This is a genomic window from Pseudarcicella hirudinis (assembly GCF_900115665.1).
In the GTDB taxonomy this organism is placed as follows: Bacteria; Bacteroidota; Bacteroidia; order Cytophagales; family Spirosomataceae; genus Pseudarcicella; species Pseudarcicella hirudinis.
Map to the genome: position 1 here is coordinate 76,464 of NZ_FOXH01000016.1, position 19,210 is coordinate 95,673.

13 protein-coding genes are annotated in these 19,210 nt (G+C 39.9%); 6 read left to right on the top strand and 7 right to left on the bottom strand.

Annotation, left to right across the window (positions count from 1 at the left end; translation table 11 throughout):
* Positions 1-159: 159 nt before the first annotated feature.
* From BM179_RS21195 to BM179_RS21230, 7 genes are all read right to left on the bottom strand, one after another.
* Positions 160-1,179, bottom strand: coding sequence for an acyltransferase (locus BM179_RS21195; protein WP_092019179.1), 1,020 nt, complete (start codon positions 1,177-1,179; stop codon positions 160-162).
* Positions 1,180-1,265: 86 nt separating this feature from the next.
* On the bottom strand, positions 1,266-1,652 hold the full coding sequence (locus tag BM179_RS21200) for a response regulator transcription factor (protein ID WP_092019180.1): 387 nt from the start codon (positions 1,650-1,652) through the stop codon (positions 1,266-1,268).
* A 92-nt stretch (positions 1,653-1,744) separates the two neighbouring features.
* On the bottom strand, positions 1,745-4,450 hold the full coding sequence (locus tag BM179_RS21205; RefSeq protein WP_092019181.1) for a sensor histidine kinase: 2,706 nt from the start codon (positions 4,448-4,450) through the stop codon (positions 1,745-1,747).
* A 390-nt stretch (positions 4,451-4,840) separates the two neighbouring features.
* Entirely contained in the window at positions 4,841-5,065 is a 225-nt protein-coding gene (locus BM179_RS21215; protein WP_092019183.1) for a DUF6814 family protein, read from the bottom strand.
* Positions 5,066-5,113: 48 nt separating this feature from the next.
* Positions 5,114-6,685, bottom strand: a complete 1,572-nt coding sequence (locus BM179_RS21220; protein WP_092019257.1) for an MFS transporter — start codon at positions 6,683-6,685, stop codon at positions 5,114-5,116.
* 292 nt (positions 6,686-6,977) lie between these two features.
* A complete protein-coding gene (locus BM179_RS21225) occupies positions 6,978-7,397 on the bottom strand; it encodes an IS1/IS1595 family N-terminal zinc-binding domain-containing protein (protein ID WP_092019184.1) in 420 nt (139 codons plus the stop codon).
* Positions 7,398-7,614: 217 nt separating this feature from the next.
* The gene (locus BM179_RS21230; protein ID WP_229633008.1) at positions 7,615-9,129 is read right to left on the bottom strand and encodes a helix-turn-helix domain-containing protein; all 1,515 of its coding nucleotides are present in this window, start codon (positions 9,127-9,129) and stop codon (positions 7,615-7,617) included.
* Between the two features lie 225 nt (positions 9,130-9,354).
* Here BM179_RS21230 and aceB point away from each other — a divergent pair, with 225 nt between their 5' ends.
* The 6 genes from aceB (at position 9,355) to BM179_RS21260 (ending at position 19,171) form a co-directional block, all read left to right on the top strand.
* A complete protein-coding gene (gene aceB, locus BM179_RS21235; protein WP_092019185.1) occupies positions 9,355-10,989 on the top strand; it encodes a malate synthase A in 1,635 nt (544 codons plus the stop codon).
* Positions 10,990-11,026: 37 nt separating this feature from the next.
* A complete protein-coding gene (aceA, locus tag BM179_RS21240; protein ID WP_092019186.1) occupies positions 11,027-12,313 on the top strand; it encodes an isocitrate lyase in 1,287 nt (428 codons plus the stop codon).
* A gap of 137 nt (positions 12,314-12,450) precedes the next feature.
* Positions 12,451-14,085, top strand: a complete 1,635-nt coding sequence (gene pckA, locus BM179_RS21245) for a phosphoenolpyruvate carboxykinase (ATP) (protein ID WP_092019187.1) — start codon at positions 12,451-12,453, stop codon at positions 14,083-14,085.
* 159 nt (positions 14,086-14,244) lie between these two features.
* Positions 14,245-15,285 carry a class 1 fructose-bisphosphatase gene (fbp, locus tag BM179_RS21250; protein WP_092019188.1) on the top strand — a complete coding sequence of 347 codons (1,041 nt, stop codon included), beginning with the start codon at positions 14,245-14,247 and terminating at the stop codon, positions 15,283-15,285.
* A gap of 202 nt (positions 15,286-15,487) precedes the next feature.
* A complete protein-coding gene (locus BM179_RS21255) occupies positions 15,488-17,677 on the top strand; it encodes a peptidase domain-containing ABC transporter (RefSeq protein WP_092019189.1) in 2,190 nt (729 codons plus the stop codon).
* Between the two features lie 123 nt (positions 17,678-17,800).
* A complete protein-coding gene (locus tag BM179_RS21260; protein ID WP_092019190.1) occupies positions 17,801-19,171 on the top strand; it encodes an HlyD family secretion protein in 1,371 nt (456 codons plus the stop codon).
* Positions 19,172-19,210: the final 39 nt, after the last annotated feature.

Here is a 19,210-nt window from a genome sequence, read left to right on the forward strand (position 1 = left end):
AATCTAATTGGTTCTGCTCCGTCAGAAATATATTACCTATAAATATTTTCATTTTGTCACGTAAAAATACAAGATGTAATCTGACACAAAAAACAATATCAGTGCTTTCTTGGTAAAATAATATATCTGTCCCGGCATATTTAAGCTAAGTATTTCTCACTAACCGGTAATCCATTTCCCTTTTGGCAATATGCTTATTATATAAATCACTGGAAAACAAATAATTACAACCAATAAAGATTGAAGTAATATTCCTGAAACCGGCGGCAAAAAAGTATAATTAATCTGAAAATTTCTTGATAAAATCCTAAGACAAAGTATGTGACTCAGGTAAATTCCGTAACTCGACGCATCTAATTTCGATAGTATTGAGGGCAAAAAAGCCTCATTCAGTCTTATTTTGAAAAAGATAAACATACTGACAGCGAATAAAATTATATTCGGACTGAAATATTCATAGCAATAAGAATCATATCTTTTTGAATAATCGGAAAGATAATACATACCGAAGATTGTAATGGCAAAACCGGCAAGCATTCCTGCCAAGCTCTGTTTCAAAGCATTTTCAGGGTAATCAATTTTTCCCAGCAAATTCCCCAGAACAAAATAACCTGTATATCCGGCGAAATTATGCAGGTCGAATGCCACATGAATTCCGGAAAATCTGGTAATCATCGGATAAACTGAACTTCCGGCAAACCAAAGTATGATAAACCAGGTCTTTTCTTTTGTATCCGCCTTAGCCAGCCATCTGCTTAAAACAGGAGTAAAAGCATACAATCCGATAATCATGTACACAAACCAGAGATGTGAAGAACTCCCTCCTCCTCCTCTCAGCAGAAAAACCAATATTTCCTTAAAACCCGGGATTTTATTTGTCCAGTAACTGCCGTAAATGATATAAATAATGGTCCAGATCAGGAATGGTATAAATACTTTACTGAGTCTTTTTCGCAAAAAACCGAACAAATCACCGTCGTATTTTTCCAGTAATAAATGCCCCGAAATCATAACAAATACCGGAACGGCAAACCTGCCAAAAGCATTAAGCACATTATTACACCACCACCAGTCTGCCGGAATTTTACCAAAGCGGTCCACACCTGCAGCGGCATGTAAAACCACTACCGAAATAGTAGCCAATACTCTCAGATTTACAATCCAATATTGTTTTGACATAAACCGATTAATCTTTAAAACGATTTTCCTTCCTTCATTTCAATATAAAATGCCCTGAAATTAAGAAGGATTAAAAGAGCTTTCCTCTAATTTGTTGCAATACCTAAAGCCAGGGCATTAATTCTGGACATCAGGTTCCGGGTTGAAAAAGGTTTGGGAACATACAGATCCGCTCCGACAGAATATCCTTTTTCAATATCCGCTTCCTTGCTTTTTGCACTGAGAAAGACCACTTTTATATGTTGTAGTTTAATGTCATTCTTAATAAAACCGCATACTTCATACCCATCAACATTAGGCATCATGATGTCAAGAAGTACAATCGATGGCAATTCCCGGTTTATAATTTCAAGGGCCTCAGCACCGTCACGGGCGATAAAGACCTGAAAACCTTCCTTTCTCATGAGAAATTCGAGCGACATCAGTATGCTTGGCTCATCATCAACTATCAGTACTTTTAATTGCTCTTTCATCTGATTAATCTTCTATTTATTTTGTTTCAGAGAGGTTATTTCTTTCATTTTATTCCTTAAGGATTTTGGAACAAACACCTAAAACCCTAAGCTTACTTCACCGGTAAAACAACGGTAAATGTCGCGCCAAATCCTTTACGGCTTTCCACGGAAATCTCGCCATGGTGTAACTCGATGATTCTTTTGCTGATTGCCAAACCTAAACCACTTCCTTTGGGCTTTTTAATAGTTTGATTTTCAGCCTGATAAAACTTATCAAAAATCAACTTCTGATATTCCTGAGAAATCCCTGCTCCGTTATCTTTAACGATCAGACTGACTTTAGCATCATCCAGGTGAGTAACTATTTGTATTTCTCCGTAATCAGGCTGACAGAACTTTACAGCATTGGAAATCAGGTTTACCACCACCTGAACCAATTTGTCCCGGTCTATTTCCAGTTTTGGAATGTTTCTGTCAAAATTACAACTCAGATCAAGGCCTTTATCTTTAATCTGATGGTTTAATGCCTCTATAGAATCTTCAATCACCAAATGGATATCGGCCATTTCCAGACTAAGCTTTTGCTTTCCTGAAGCATATTTTTCCAAATCCAGCACCTGATTAATCAGCCGGCTCAGGCGTTCAGATTCTTTAATCACGGTACTCAGGAAATTCTCCATTTCTTCCCTGTCCATTTGCGGATTATCGTAAATAATCTCGGAAAGAGCCCGGATTGAAGTCAGAGGTGTCCGGATTTCATGTGCCACAGTAGCCAAAAAATCATCTTTAAGGGTATCTGTACGCTTTAAAATCTCATAAGCTTCTCTCAACTCCTCAGAGGTTTTTTCGAGTTCAAGCGATTTTTTCCTCAGTTCTTTATTGGAGACCATAAGCTCACGGGAAGCTTTCAGAATGTCCATAACTTCATCCATTGATATTTTTTCCTCTTTGGAAACGGAAGAAACCATAATTCTGGCCGACGCAGTACCAACCACACCTGCCAGCAGTTTTTCAGCAAAACTTACCAATCTCGGATCCGCGTGCCTGGCTTCAAGATTCAAATGATGACGGGTAGCAAATGAGCGCAAAACCCTGTCTGTCCTTCGTTCCCCGAAAAAATTAACCAGTAACGAACGGATATCAGGAATGTAAGCTTTCCCTCTCCAGATCGTGGAAGTTTCTATAAACTTCGAATGACTGAATATATCCACAAAAATAACGGCCTGATTGTGTTCGATGGAGGTTATTTTACTTCTGACTGAGAAAAAGACATAACAGATTGCATTCAGTGAAATGCTCCAGAATAAACCATGTGAAATATCATCCATTCCTTTCAGACCAAGAAACTCAAAGGGTTTCAGCAGATAAATCCCGAAAAGCCCCTCTTTCATAATCGAAACCGGAAAAATTCCTGCTCCGATCATAGAAGGAAGTACAAGGGTAAAAAACCAGATTACTGATCCGACAATTATGCCGACCAATGCCCCTAACCTGGTGCCGCCTTTCCAGAAAATTCCGCCGATAATTGCAGGTGCAAATTGTGCTACTGCTGTAAAAGAAACCAAACCAATAGATACCAGAGAATAATACTCTGCCACAGTTTTGTAATAAATGTATGCCAGTAATATAATCAGCACAATGGCTGTCCGCCGGATATTGTTAACCAGATTACTAAGATTTCCCTCAAAGCGTTTCTGAAACTTGGGATTTTTCAGTAAAACGGGCATAATCAGGTTATTGGAAATCATTGTACTCAAGGCAATTGTTTCGACGATCATCATACTTGTTGCGGCAGAAAAGCCACCTATGTATGTAAGCAATGCCATCAGTTTATGATTAAACTTCAGCGGAATTGCCAGCACATAATTATCAGGATTAACCTCTCCGTGCGGAAATAATAATTCTCCCCCGAAAGCAATCGGAAACACAAAAATATTGATGAGGAACATATACACCGGAAACAGCCACATGGCCTTATTCAGGTGTTTTTCATTCACATTTTCCACAACTGCAACCTGAAATTGTCTCGGCAGAAAAATAATAGCCAGCATTGACAAAAGTGTGTGCCAGAACCAGGTTGAAAAACCACCCTCCTGCTCAATTACAAATACTTTTTTCAGGTTTGGCACCTGATAAGCTTTCCGGAAAATATCGGCAAAACCATCAAAAGCGATATAAGTAACAAATATCCCGACGGTTAGAAAAGCCAGTAACTTAATAATCGACTCCGCTGCAATGGCCGTTACCATCCCTTCATGTCTTTCTGTGGAATCTATTTTCCGGGTTCCGAAAATAATGGTAAAAATGGAAAGTACAATGGCAATATAAAGCGTTAAATCTTTGGCGAAAAAGCCGGAATTGCTATCAATATCTGCATTGGAAAGAATCAGAAAACTACTGGAAATGGCTTTGAGCTGAATGGCAATATAAGGAAGCAGCCCGAAAATGCAGACAATTGTTACTAAAACACCTAAAGTGGCATTTTTACCATATCTTGACGAAATAAAATCGGCTATACTTGTTATACGCTGTACTTTACAGATTCGTATAATTTTCCGGAGAATCATCCAGGAAAGCGGCAAGGCCAGCGTAGGACCAATATAAACTGCCAGGAAATCAATTCCATTACTTACCGCGCGGCCTACCGAACCATAGAAAGTCCATGCCGTACAGTAAACCGCCAGAGAAAGGGCATAGATGTATGGATTGGTAACCATACTTTTCCCTTTCTCTGCCCGTTTTTCGGCCCAATAGGCAATACCGAATAAAATAGCAAGATAGAGAAGAGAGGTAAATATGAGTCCGAAACTATTCATGCTTCCTGTCGTCCGGTTTCTCAAAACTCACACTTAGAAAGATGACAACAATCATAAGCAGCCATAAAGCAAAAATGTAGCAATATAGTGCCGGTATTCCTGCGATAGTACTATCCAGGTTGAAGATCGATATAACAGGAAAGTTGAGCAAAAACAAGAATAATAAACTGATTATCAATAACCTTTGCTCCTTTAATTTATCTTTCATCGGTAAGTTACAAACACAGTATTGTATATTTTTCAGGCAATTATAAGTGAATTATTATGATACAATAGCCTTGATTCTTAATTATTTGCTAATTAAATATACAAATCATGAAATAACAATCCCGGATGATCGTATTCTGTTCTCCTGTCTCATAATTCAGCCTCCTCTGATAATACTATGATCTAATTTTCCTTATCATTATACTCACCTCTTATCGCATATCTGCCGAAAATCATTAAACCCAGGGCGATCGGAGTGAAAACCGTAATAATAATAATCCAGGGTAAATACACATCCTGAACCGGATTTGCGGCAATTTTCCCGATAGCAGTTTTGATTAAAAATATAATACATACCGGACCCAGCAACATCCAGACCCAGCCTAATATTTTTCTTAAAGCATTCATTGTCAGTCTCTTATTTTTATCTTAAAATATCTATACCTTTTCATCAAACTATTCTGCCACATCAGGCTGCCCTTTTTCCCTGATATAAAGTACTCCTATCACTAAACAAAGGCTGGCTACACCAATCGGATACCATAATCCGGCCAGCGGATCACCGGAAGGATTGGCCTCAGTTTTGGTCATTTCCACAATTAAAATTCCGATAAAAGGAACAAGTCCGCCGAAAACGCCATTTCCTATATGATATGGAAGCGACATGGAGGTGTACCGGATTCTGGTCGGAAATAATTCCACCAGAAAAGCCGCAATCGGGCCATAAACCATTGTAACAAACAATACCATTACCGCTACCAGACAGACAATGATCCAGTAATCACCTGATGAAACAGAAACCTCTTTTTTGATTTCCGGTTTTTTAGCTTCAGCCGTTTTATCTGCCAAGACAAGCTCTTTTTTAACTTCTTTCAGGCTGCTGCCATCTGTAAAAACGTGATGTGTGGTAGTAGTGAGCAACCTGTCTTCTGAAGAATTTTTAGCGAGTTCCCGTTTTTCTTCGATGACCAGTTTTTCAGCAACCTCTGTTTTAGTCTTAACATTGGTTAAATCATACATTTTCTGAAAAATCGGTCTGTAAAGCAAAACTGCCAGCAACATCCCTGTCATCATAATTTTCTTTCTGCCGACTTTATCAGACAATCCTCCAAAAATGACAAAGAAAGGTGTTCCGATGGCGATGGCCCAAAGAATAATGGTATTGGCCATTTCATATTCCACATTACAGGTTTTCAGTAAAAAGGTCTGGGCATAAAATTGTCCGGTGTACCAGATTACTCCCTGCCCGCAGGTTGCTCCGAATAAGGCCAGCAACACCATTTTCAGGTTTTCTTTCTTTCCAAATGATTCTGCAAGAGGGTTTGCAGAAGTCTTTCCTTCTTTCTTCAGTTTGGAAAAAAGCGGAGATTCCGACATTTTCATCCTGATGACAATCGAAACCCCTACCAGAATGATAGAAAGCAAAAAAGGGATTCTCCAGTAAGTCTCATTAAATGCAGCTACCCCAAAAATATTACGCACCGCCAGAATCACACCAATTGAGATAAAAAGGCCGAGTGTAGCTGTGGTCTGAATCCAGGAAGTAAAATAGCCTCTTCTGTGATCAGGTGAATGTTCTGCCACATAAGTTGCCGCACCACCATACTCCCCTCCCAAAGCTAATCCCTGCAAAAGACGAAGTAACAACATTAAAACAGGCGCAAATCCGCCAATGGTTTCATAATCGGGAATACAACCTATCAGGAAAGTAGAACCTCCCATCAGTACGAGGGTAACCAGAAAAGTATATTTTCTTCCGATCAGGTCGCCTAAGCGGCCAAAAAACAAAGCCCCGAACGGACGGACTATAAAGCCGGCTGCGAATGTAGCCAAAGTAGAAAGAAATGCTGCGGTAGGGTTGCCTGAAGGAAAGAATTTTTCAGAAATGATTGTGGCAAGACTTCCAAAAATGTAAAAATCATACCATTCTATCAGAGTACCAACGGAGGAAGCAGAAATCACACTCCATATTTTACCAGGTTCAACGGCATCAGAAGCTGACTTTCCAGCATCAGTAAAGGTTTTCATGTTAAATCGGTTTGTTAAAAGGTATTTTGGCGTTATGGAAAACAGCTTCATTGCCATGAGTTCAGATTTCTGAAAATCAGTTCGTTTCAGTAAAATCAAACCTTTTGAAAACAATAATCATGTTTTCAGAAAAGAGCATTTCTTCTGCTTTCCGCATTTAAGCAAACCTCATAAAAAAAACTATATCAACAAAGTAAGTGATATAGTTTCGCTGAAATAATATAGTTTTTACAGTTAATTTCTGTCTTGTACCACAGGTTTTTCAGAAATAATCTGAATAAAGAGCATTTTTCTAATGTTTAAGCCTTTCCCATTTAATGAGCATAAATTTATCTCCCAGCTCGGTTACAATCATTCCGGCACCTTTAAGGTTTTCCCGGTTGGCATAAAATTCCGCTAATTCTTTATGATTTAAAATCTTATATGTAGGATGATACTCTGTATTCTTTGGCATTTTAATCTGGTACTTCTTTACCCAGTTCATGACAGATACATGCGAAACGCCCAAAAGCCGCTCAATTTCACGGAAACTCACTCCTTCAATATACAACTGCAAAGCCTTAATGACGTAATATGCAGAGATTCCCTTTCCTAATTTATCAACCGTAAAATTATAATTACAATCTTTACATTTATAACGTTGTTTATCCTTTATAATTCCGCTTTTAGAGACATTCTGAGAATCACAACGGGGACAATTTGGGTTTTTCATGGATTTTTTTGTGATATAATACGTTTAGCAAATATATATCATTTGAGCAAGGAAATAACGGTTTTCAAATGAATATTTTTCTAAAATTAATTCTATACAAACCTCCCAAAATTCAATATTTTATTTCAAAAAATTCAAAAACACCACATAATATTTGTTTTATACAACATCATCTTTAAAACATTGTATAAAACAAAGTTTACCTTCCTGTCTGTCATCAGACCAGATTTTGAATAGCTTGTTTGATATTTTCCATCTTTGCTCTTTTTTCCAGAACCAACGGAGGCTTCATGCGTTCTGCGCAATCAATGGCTCCGCAACGTTCACAGGTTTCATTGACTTGTCTGTGCAAAAGGTCCGGATCACCCAGAAAATTAGCCATCTGACGAAGATTGTCATCTATGGCAAAACCTACGGTAATACTGCTGTTGAGTCCGTTTTTGGGAGGAGATGGTTTGGCTATAGAAATTACCAGGTATTTATTTCCGGTATCAATATATTCAGAAACCTGAGCTTTGCAGAGAATATGAGCACTTTCTCCGGTTTCTTTCTGTAAATTCTCAAGGTCTTTCAGAATGGTAAGCGCTACCCAGCGGCGACAATAATGTTCATTCAAAGCGGTTCCGTGAGGGGTATGCAATTTGGCAAGGTGCATTTCCTTATTAAGGTAGAACAGGTTATCGTCGGTCTGATTATTAAAACGAAGAAAGAAGAGGTTATTAATTTTGAAATGGCTTGTCATCAGGTTAGAAAGGCGATGCATAAACATTTCAGGTGTACAATTAAACAGTCTCATGATACTCAGCAGCGAATTTCCATCCCATTTAGGACTGGCAAAAAAGTAAGTCAGGCGGTTAATCAATACTTCCTTGTTAATCAGAATTGCTCCGGCAAAATAAGAAGCTTTAAAATTATTCAAAACCTCCTCAAAAGAACTTACATCCAGAACCGAGGAAATATATGGGCGTTTTTTAATCTGCAAAAACTGATAACCCAATTCACGGCCGAGGGTAAAGGCCTTTTGCTCATGACTCAGGTCTTTATTGATCAATAATCTGGAACTTTCCGGTTTATAAACGGAGCGGATACTGATCAGGTCGGGATGAGTTTCTTTGGAAAACTCTTCAATCTGATATCCATAAAAATTCCGGAGGATATCTGATAAAAAAGCTTCGTTGGGAGAAGTAGTTGCCACAATGTCATACAATTTCCTGAATTGCTGCGCCGCTTCTTCCAGGTCTTCAAAATAATTATCATACATTTCCTGATAAGACCGTAAAACAGAAAAATAAAACTGCTCCACTCTCATATCATAATTCCGGCTTATTTCAATGATAGTACTGATAAAAGCACTGATTTTAGCAGGCGCTTCAGACATCAGTTCGATAAAATCAGAGGGTTCTACTCCAAAAATCTCCAAAGGAAGCTCTCTGAGGATGTTTGAATTCAGTAATTCTGCGATTGGTTCGAGCTGTTTGCTTAATTTCAGGGAGACTAACGAGTCATAATCTGTTTCAAAAGCCTCTGCAATCGACATGATTTTCTCAGATTTAGGATACTTCTTTCCCTTCTCAATCTCATTCAGGTACGAAATTGACAATCCGGATTTATTTGCAAGATCACTCAAAGAATAGCCCTTATCCAGCCTTAGTTGTCTGATTTTCAGACCTAATATAATTTTTATTTTATCGGTATTATTGCTCATTCCGGCTGAGATCGTCTTATTGCTCATGGTATTTCTGTAGGCTAAATATAAGAAAATAGCTAAATAATCCCCCAAAGATAGGCAGATTTTTTCAAAGGAAAAACGAAATTATTATTTTTAGCGAATTTTCGCTTGTTTATTAAATTTCGCTTTTATAACTTTGTCACAGCTTAACAGAAAAGCCTTTTTGAATTACTTTCATCCAGACAATAAAATATCTTTTTCCTTTAGAAACCATAAAGCCGCAGATCTATGACAACTCAACCAGATGGAGCCAGCAATGGTATTGAAATCTTAGGTGAAATCACGCCTCTATATCAGGAAATACTTACTCAGAAAGCCTTATTTTTTATCCGCGATTTACACCGGATGTTTAATAAAAGAAGAACTGAGCTGCTTGAAGACCGCAAACTGCGCCAAAAGGAAATCAATTCAGGTATCAAACCTGATTTTTTACCGGAAACGGCACATATCAGAAATACAGAATGGTCTGTTGCTCCCATTCCGGCAGATTTACAGGACAGAAGAGTAGAAATTACCGGACCTGTTGACAGAAGAATGGTTATCAATGCCCTTAACTCAGGTGCCAGGGTATTTATGGCCGATTTTGAAGATGCCAATGCCCCAAGCTGGTCTAATGTCATGGATGGACAGGTTAACCTTCGTGATGCCAATTGCAGGAAAATAGATTTTGTTTCAGAAAACGGCAAACAATATACTTTAAACGAAAAAACGGCTGTACTGAAAGTTCGTCCCCGCGGCTGGCACATGACTGAAAAACATGTACTGATAGATGGAGAACCGATTTCAGCTTCTTTGTTCGATTTTGGTTTGTATTTCTTCCATAATGCCTGGGAATTACGCAAAAGAGCAAGTGCCCCCTATTTCTATCTGCCTAAAATGGAAAGCCATCTTGAAGCCAGACTCTGGAACGAAGTTTTCAATTTTGCACAGGACAGCGTTCAGATGCCTCATGGTACGATAAAAGCAACGGTTTTAATCGAAACTATTCTGGCTGCATTTGAAATGGAGGAAATGCTGTACGAATTAAGAGAACATATCGCAGGATTAAATGCAGGCAGATGGGACTACATTTTCAGCTGTATCAAAAAATTCAACCGATTCCCGGATGCCATCCTGCCTGATCGTTCTCAGGTGACGATGAATGTTCCTTTTATGCGTGCTTACGCTCAGTTGCTGGCAAAAACCTGTCATAAACGCAAAGCACATGCCATTGGCGGAATGTCAGCTTTTATCCCGAGTCGCAAAGACCAGCGTGTGAATATGATGGCTTTTGAAAAAGTTACGGCTGATAAAGAACTGGAAGCGTCAACCGGATTTGATGGTACATGGGTAGCTCATCCTGACCTGGTCCCGATAGCTTTAAAACCTTTTGATCTTGTTTTAGGAGACCAGCCTCACCAGAAGCATAAACTTTTAGAGGATTTTCAGGTAAATGCTTCCCAGCTGACCGATTTCCATATTCCGGAAACTTCCATTACAGAAGCAGGTATAAGGATGAATATTCAGGTAGGTATTCTCTATCTTGAGTCATGGCTGCAAGGTTTTGGCGCAGTGGCAATCAACAATCTTATGGAAGATGCAGCGACGGCAGAGATTTCGAGAGCACAACTTTGGCAGTGGATCCGTCATGGTGCAAAAACTTATTATGGACAAACAATTGATGTCAACTTCTATAAATTCCTTTTAGCTGATGAAATTCAGAAAATAAAAGAATTGCTGGGAGAAGAAAGATATTTCGGAGGTAAATTTTTTGAAGCAATCAACCTTTTTGATAAACTGGTTACACAGGAAAATTTTGAACTCTTCCTCACAACCGATGCTTACGAAAGCCTCATTACCAGGGAAATACCTTCCGAAGTTTAATTCAGCATTAATTAAGCGCTCATAACAAAACAAAATCATGAAAAATCAACAAGATCGAATCAATGCCCTGTTGGCTGACTGGGCAACGAATCCCCGATGGTCAGGAGTTGAAAGACCGTACACTGCTGAGGAGGTAATCAAACTGGCAGGCTCGTTTCAGATTGAGTACAGTATTGCCAGACTGGGAGCTGAAAGACTCTGGCATATGCTGCAAAATGATGACTGGGTGGCAGGACTAGGTGCGCTGACCGGAAACCAGGCGGTTCAGGAAGTTCAGGCAGGAATGAAAGCCATTTATCTGAGCGGCTGGCAGGTTGCGGCAGATGCCAATCTTTCAGGAAATATGTATCCTGATCAGAGTCTGTATCCCTCCGACAGTGTGCCTTCTGTAGTAAAAAGAATCAATAATGCTTTGCTGAGAGCAGATCAGATACAGTCGCTCAGCAATGAAGAAAATATTCACTGGCTGGTTCCGATTGTGGCAGATGCCGAAGCAGGTTTCGGAGGAAATCTGAACACCTTCGAACTGATGAAATGGATGATTGAGGCCGGGGCATCAGGGGTTCATTTTGAAGATCAGCTTTCTTCGGCCAAAAAATGCGGCCATCTGGGAGGCAAAGTTTTAGTACCGACTCAGGAAGCCATTAACAAACTGGTCGCTGCACGTTTAGCAGCAGACGTTATGGGCACTCCTACCCTGGTTATCGCCCGTACAGATGCTGAGGCCGCCAATCTGATTACTTCAGATGTGGATGAAAGAGATCAGAAATTTATACAATATGATAAAGGCAGAACTTCTGAAGGGTTCTTTTACGTAAAAAACGGACTGGAACAGGGCATTGACCGAGGTTTGAGTTATGCTCCATATGCAGATCTTATCTGGATGGAAACCGGAAATCCTGATATCGGTTTGGCAAAGGAGTTTGCTCAGGGAATCAAAAGCAGATTTCCGGATAAAATGCTGGCTTATAATTGTTCTCCTTCATTCAACTGGGCAAAGTTTATGAATGAAAAACAAATGCTGACATTCAGGGAAGAACTGGCAGATTTAGGGTACAAATTCCAGTTTATTACCCTGGCTGGTTTTCATGCCTTAAATACTTCAATGTTCGAACTATCAAATGCTTATGTCAAAAAAGGCATGGCCGGATTTTCGGAATTACAGCAAAGAGAATTTGCCTTACAATCCGAAGGCTTCAAAGCCATAAAACACCAGGCATTTGTAGGTACAGGATACTTTGATGCTGTTCAGAATACGGTTACCAGCGGACTTTCCTCAACCGGAGCCTTAAGAGGGTCAACCGAAGAAGAACAGTTTCATTAGCATATTCAGAAATCGTGGACGAAAATCCACGATTTCAACCTCTTTAAATTTCTTAAAAATTTACGCATCAACAAACAAAAGCTGATTTATCAGTATCTCTTCTAATAAATCAGCCATTCAAACATTCATCAACTCCAATGAAAAACGTATTAACTTCAGCTGAACTTAACCCGGCTGTTCACCCTAAACATCCGGCACTGGCAGGACATCCTGATGTTCTCCTCAACCCCGATGTCACGACATTAACAAAGGAAGCTCTTCAAAATAATGAAGGCGTTCTGACAGATACAGGTGCACTGATGTGCGACACCGGTACATTTACCGGTCGCTCGCCTAAAGATAAGTTCGTGGTTAGTGATGAACTTACCCGACAGACTATTTGCTGGGGAGACATTAACCAGCCTTTTGATTCCGTAAGTTTTGGAAAACTTTATCGGAAAATGCTTGATTTTGTGGCCGATAAAAAGATCTATGCCCGCTATGCTTATGCCTGTGCGTCTCCAAAACACAGAATCAATATCCTGGCAATCAATACTATGGCATGGCATAACCTTTTCTGTCATCATTTGTTTTTACGCCCAGCGGAAGAAGAACTGACAGATTTCGAACCGGAATGGGTTATTCTGAATGTACCGGAATTTGAAGCAAATCCTTTGGTTGATGGCACGAGAGCAGGCAATTTTACTATCATCGATTTTAGCCGTAAAGTCATTCTGATTGGGGGAACTGCTTATGCCGGAGAGATGAAAAAAGGAATTTTCACGGTGTTAAATTATCTTTTACCCCAGGAAAAAGGGATTCTTTCAATGCACTGTTCTGCCAACATAGGTCAAAAAGGTGATACCGCTTTATTTTTCGGTCTGTCAGGAACGGGAAAAACCACGCTTTCTGCTGATCCTGAAAGGAAATTAATCGGGGATGATGAACATGGCTGGTCGGATGATGAAATTTTCAATTTTGAAGGAGGTTGTTATGCCAAGGTAATCAACCTTAGCAAAGAGAATGAACCTGAAATTTTTCAGGCAATCCGTTCAGGGTCAATTCTGGAAAACACCAGATTTCATGAGGGAACCGCCATTCCCGATTTTGCCAATCAGTCTGTAACTGAAAATACCCGTTCGGCTTATCCGATTTCATTTATTCAGAATAGCGTCAGTCCATCTCTCGGAAAAACGCCTGAAAACATCTTCTTTCTGACAGCAGATGCCTTTGGTGTGCTTCCTCCTGTTTCCAGACTCAATACGGAACAGGCAATGTATTATTTTATTTCAGGATATACTTCCAAACTTGCCGGAACAGAAGTAGGCATTAAAGAACCTCAGGCAACATTTTCAGCTTGTTTCGGAGCGGCCTTCCTGCCATTGCATCCTTTTAAATATGCAGAGTTATTGGGGGAAAAAATCAGAAATAATGAAGTAAATGTATGGCTGATTAATACCGGTTGGAACGGTGGCCCATATGGTGTAGGTTCAAGAATGAAACTGCCTTATACCAGGGCAATGATTCATGCAGCACTCGAAGGGCATTTTGATCAGGTGGCATTTACCACGCACCCGATATTCGGACTGGAAATTCCGGAAACCTGTCCAAATGTACCATCCGAGTTATTAAATCCTGAAAATACCTGGAAAGACAAAGCTGAATACAAGGTAAAAGCAATTGCATTGAAAAATGCCTTTCAGGAAAATTTCAAAAAATATTCAGGGATTCCGGGAGCGGAGCAGCTTTTGAACAAAAAGCAGGAAGTTTATCCGCAATTGAACCTGGTGTAAAACAAAGTTCGGTTTTTTAGGGAGTTGGTTCTGCACCTTTCATCATTCAAACGACAATTCTTCTCTTTGAAGTCCCATGCAGTATGGTATGGTACAGGACGAAGCAGAATGAAACAAAGTATAATTTGACAAAGAAAATCATATATAAACTTTTGCAATATGAGTAATAATGAAAATGCCCTCGCACTTCCGGTAGGTACAACCCTCGACAGATTTATCATGCGCCAGCAGGAGGATTTCCCTTATGCAAAAGGGGAACTTTCCCAGCTTCTAAGAGACATTGCGCTCGCTGCCAAAATCATCAACCGTGAAATTAACAGAGCAGGGTTAATCGATATTACCGGAGCATTCGGAAAAGAAAACATTCAGGGAGAACATCAGCAGAAACTGGATGTAATTGCCAATATCCGCTTCAAAAGGGCCCTGATTAATGGCGGAGAAGCCTGCGGAATCCTTACTGAAGAGGAAGAAGATATTATTCAGACGGGTAATGAAAACGGAAAATATGTAGTAGCGATTGATCCGCTGGACGGTTCCTCCAACATTGATGTGAATGTTTCAATAGGAACGATTTTTTCTATTTACAGAAGAGTCAGTCCAATCGGGACGCCTGCCACGACAGAAGATTTTATGCAGGGCGGACGCAGGCAAGTGGCTGCCGGATACATCTTATACGGTTCTTCAACCATCATGGCTTATACCACCGGGCAGGGTGTCAATGCTTTTACTTATGAAAATTCACTGGGAGAGTTTTTTCTTTCTCATGCCAACATTAAAATGCCGGCTTCCGGAAAAATCTATTCCTGTAATGATGCCTATTTTGAGGATTTTTCAGAACCGGTTCAAAACTTTGTCAGAAACCTGAGAAAAAATGACGGAGTAGCCAGGTACATTGGTTCATTGGTCGGGGATTTCCACAGAAATCTGCTCAAAGGAGGTATTTATTTATATCCTCCTACGGCAAAATCTCCTCATGGCAAACTTCGTTTGCTTTATGAATGCTACCCCCTGGCATTTGTGATAGAACAAGCCGGAGGAATTGCCTTCGAAGGAAGTGTGAAAACACTTGATGTCGTTCCGCAAAAACCTCATCAGCGTTCCACAATTTTCCTCGGTTCTCCGGAAATGGTTGAAAATCTGGTAAAAAACTTCTTTGTACCCGAATTCATTGATAGCCATCCGGCAATAAATTCTATATAAACATTTCATTACCAGAACAATAAGCCATAAAAACAAAAGAAAAAAACACTGAAAACACATCGTTATTTTGATTAAATTGTATAGTTTTAGGATGAATAAATGATAATACTTTAGAATTATTCTAAAGTATTGCAACATTTTAGTACACTTGTACGTTATACTACTCCAAACTTCACAATTATAAAATAACCGAAAACAATTTATGAACAACACTCAGTTAAGCCTAATTATACAGAAACTGACAGAGTTTTATGGAGAAAATTACGAGTATTTTTCTACAAAACCGCCCGCTTTTCAACAGGTAAAAAATTACGAGACCAGCGAGCTTGATGCATTTATAAGTGATCTCACGCATCAGGCCGCCCAACACAAATACCTACTGATAGAAAACTTTCTGTCTCCAGAATCATTCAAAGAGCTGCTCAGCCAAAACTCCCACCCGTTTATCTTCTGGGACCAAACTGAACAAGGGCTCGTCCCGGTTTTAGCCGGACATTCTCTCAAAGACAACAAGCCTTATTTCTGGAAATTTCAAACTTCCTCCCAGCCGGTTGAAATTAATACAGAGCAGACATTTAAGCCAAAACGCTGCGAAAATAATCCGGATATAACCAAAAACGGAATGGTGCGCTTCCTAAGCACTTTCCCGCTCGAAAACATCTCAACAGAAGAGACAATCCAGGAATTAAGCCCTCTCCAACGTCTTTTCGGACTACTCAAAAACGAAAGAAAAGACATATCATACATCTACATTTACGCCATCGTAGTCGGAATTATCTCACTTACTCTTCCACTTGGTATTCAGGCAATTATCGGTATGATTTCCGGCGGACTTGTATTCAGTTCCGTTTATGTACTGGTTGGTGTGGTAATTTTAGGTATCATCATTTCCGGAATCCTGCAAATCTATCAGCAAACCCTGGTGGAAATTCTCCAGCGAAGGGTTTTTGCCAAAGCTGCTTTTGATTTCACTTACCGGATTCCGAAGATTAAGGCTGAAGCGCTGATGAAATATTACGCACCCGAGCTGATGAATCGCTTTTTTGATATTCTTACCGTTCAGAAAGCCTTACCAAAAGTGTTAATTGATATTACGGGAGCAGTTATTCAGATTCTGTTTGGTATTATTCTGCTCGCACTTTACCACCCGTATTTCATTGCATTCGGTATTCTCATCGTCGGAATTGTCACATTTGTAGTGCTTCAGAATGCCCCGAAAGGACTGGAAACCAGCTTAGTAGAATCAAAATACAAATATAAGGTAGCGCAATGGCTGGAAGATCTTGCCAGAACCGTTTTTGCCTTTAAATCGGCAGGCAGTACCAATCTTCCCATTCAGAAAATGGATTATCTGGTCAACAATTACCTGAAATACCGTAAAAAACATTTCAGGGTTCTGGTGATTTTATATGCAAATGCTGTGTTTTTTAAGGCATTCGTAACCGGAGCTTTGCTGATTATCGGAACAATTCTTGTGGTTGACAGACAAATCACCCTCGGGCAATTCGTTGCCTCTGAAATCATTATTCTGTTAGTGGTTGGTGCCGTCGAAAAACTCATTGCCAGCGTGGAAGTGGTTTTTGACTTACTTACAGCAGTTGAAAAAATGGGACATGTCACTGATCTTCCGCTGGAAAAAGACCGTGGATTACAATATGATTTCCATAAAACAAATCATGGAATTGCTATTCAAACCAAAAATCTGTCTTATCAGTACGATGGCAGCAAGAAACAGGTTTTAAAGAATATCAATTTTGAAACAAAAGCGAATGAAAGTGTCTGTATAACCGGAACCAATGGCTCAGGAAAAGAAACCCTGCTGAAAATTCTTTCCGCCATTTATACCGATTTCGAAGGAGCTATTTCTTTTAACGACCTCTCAATCAGAGACATTAATCTCGGCAGTATCCGTGAAGCGATTGAACGAAACCTGGCTTCAGATCTGATTTTTGACGGAACATTGCTTGAAAATATTGTTTTAGGAAGAGATTGTGTGAAATACAATGATGTTGCATGGGCAGTTGAAAAACTCAATCTGAAAGAAAATATTGACCAGCTTCCTGATGGTATTAATACCCAGATGACAGGTGGCGGCAAGCGTTTTTCGGAAAGTTTTATCGCAAAAATTTCTGTGGCAAGATGTGTGGTCGAAAAACCTAAGTTATTGATGATCACAGACATCTATCCGGAATTACATAAGGCAGAACGTATGAGAACCATTGCTTTCCTGACGGATAAATCAAATCCCTGGACATTGCTTACTATCTCAAATGATCCGATGGTTATGGCTGCCTGTGATAAAGTAGTGGTAATGGACGAAGGCAGGATTATTATGGAAGGCTCTTATCAGGAATTAATCAAACAATCTGACTTTCAGGAACTTGTTGATTAATCTTCCGGAAATCAGTTATGATAACTGACCATAAACCTCAAATTCAGGGATTTATTCCGGAAAAAGAAGAAAGGGATTTTTCTCATTCAGGATTTATCCCGGTCACGAAAACAGAAATTTATTATGCTTAATATATCTCATCAGAAAGTGGGCAAAAAAGTACATGAACAATTTGAGCTTCATTCGCTCAATACCCTTCATACGCCAAGAAGCGCTGTGATTTTGAAACGCTGGCTTATCGGGATTAGTATCGTCCTGTTAATCGTTATGTTTCTGCCCTGGCAGCAAAATATTAACGGAAAAGGAGATTTGTCGGCACTCGCTCCGCAGGATCGTCCTCAGACTGTCCAGAATGCCATTGCCGGAAGAATTGAAAAATGGGTCCACAAGGAAGGAGATTTTGTCAAAAAAGGGGAAACTATTATTATTATTTCAGAGATAAAAGACGACTATTTTGACCCTAAACTTCCACAGAGGTTACAAGAACAGCTTTCTGCCAAACAGGCTGCCATTGAAAGCTATAAGGCGAAAATTGCTGCATTGAGTAATCAGATTGCCGCACTTCACAAGAATCAGCAGTTTAGCTTACAAAAAGCCCGGAACAAGGTAACACAGGGGCTTGCCAAAGTCACCGCAGACAGTACGGATGTTGTAGCCGAACAGGTGCAGCTGGCCATTGCTCAGACCCGCTTTAACCGGGGTGACGATCAATATAAAAACGGAGGAATCATTTCGCTGAGCGAATGGGAAAGCCGGAAATTGAAATTGCAGGAAGTGAAAGCTAAATTGGTTTCCTATCAGAATAAACAGGCTATTTCAAAACAGGAATTGATTAATGCCCGCATTGAACTGAATTCGATTAATGCTGATTATGCCGAAAAAATCTCCAAAGCCCAATCAGACCAAAGTTCTGCCTATTCTTCCTTAGCGGCAGGAGACTATGAACTGGCGCAATTAACCAATAAAATTGCCAATGTAGATATTCGCAGACAGCAGTACCATGTCAAAGCTCCGCAAGATGGTTATATTGTCCGTGCTATAAAAATGGGGATTGGTGAAACCATCAAAGAAGGAGAATCTATTGTAACCTTACAACCGGCTAATCCGCAGATGGCTGTGGAACTGTTCGTAAAAGCCATGGATGTTCCGCTTATTCAGGAAGGCCGGGAAGTGCGTCTGCAATTTGAAGGTTTCCCGGCTTTACAATTTTCGGGCTGGCCTTCTGTATCCGTTGGTACTTTCGGGGGGATTGTTAAAGTTATCGACCGGGTTGACAGTAAGAACGGAGAATACCGTTTGCTGGTCGTTCCCAAACCCAATGATGAACCCTGGCCTCATCAGCTACGCATGGGCTCAGGTGTTTATGGATGGGTAATGCTTGATAACGTCTCAGTATGGTACGAAGTATGGAGACAACTTAATGCCTTCCCTCCTAGTTTAAAAGAGGAACCTCAGGAAGATGAAAAATCAGGATCGAAAGAGAAGAAGAAATAAGATTGGCAGGAATCAAAAGGCAAGAGATCAGCAGTAAGA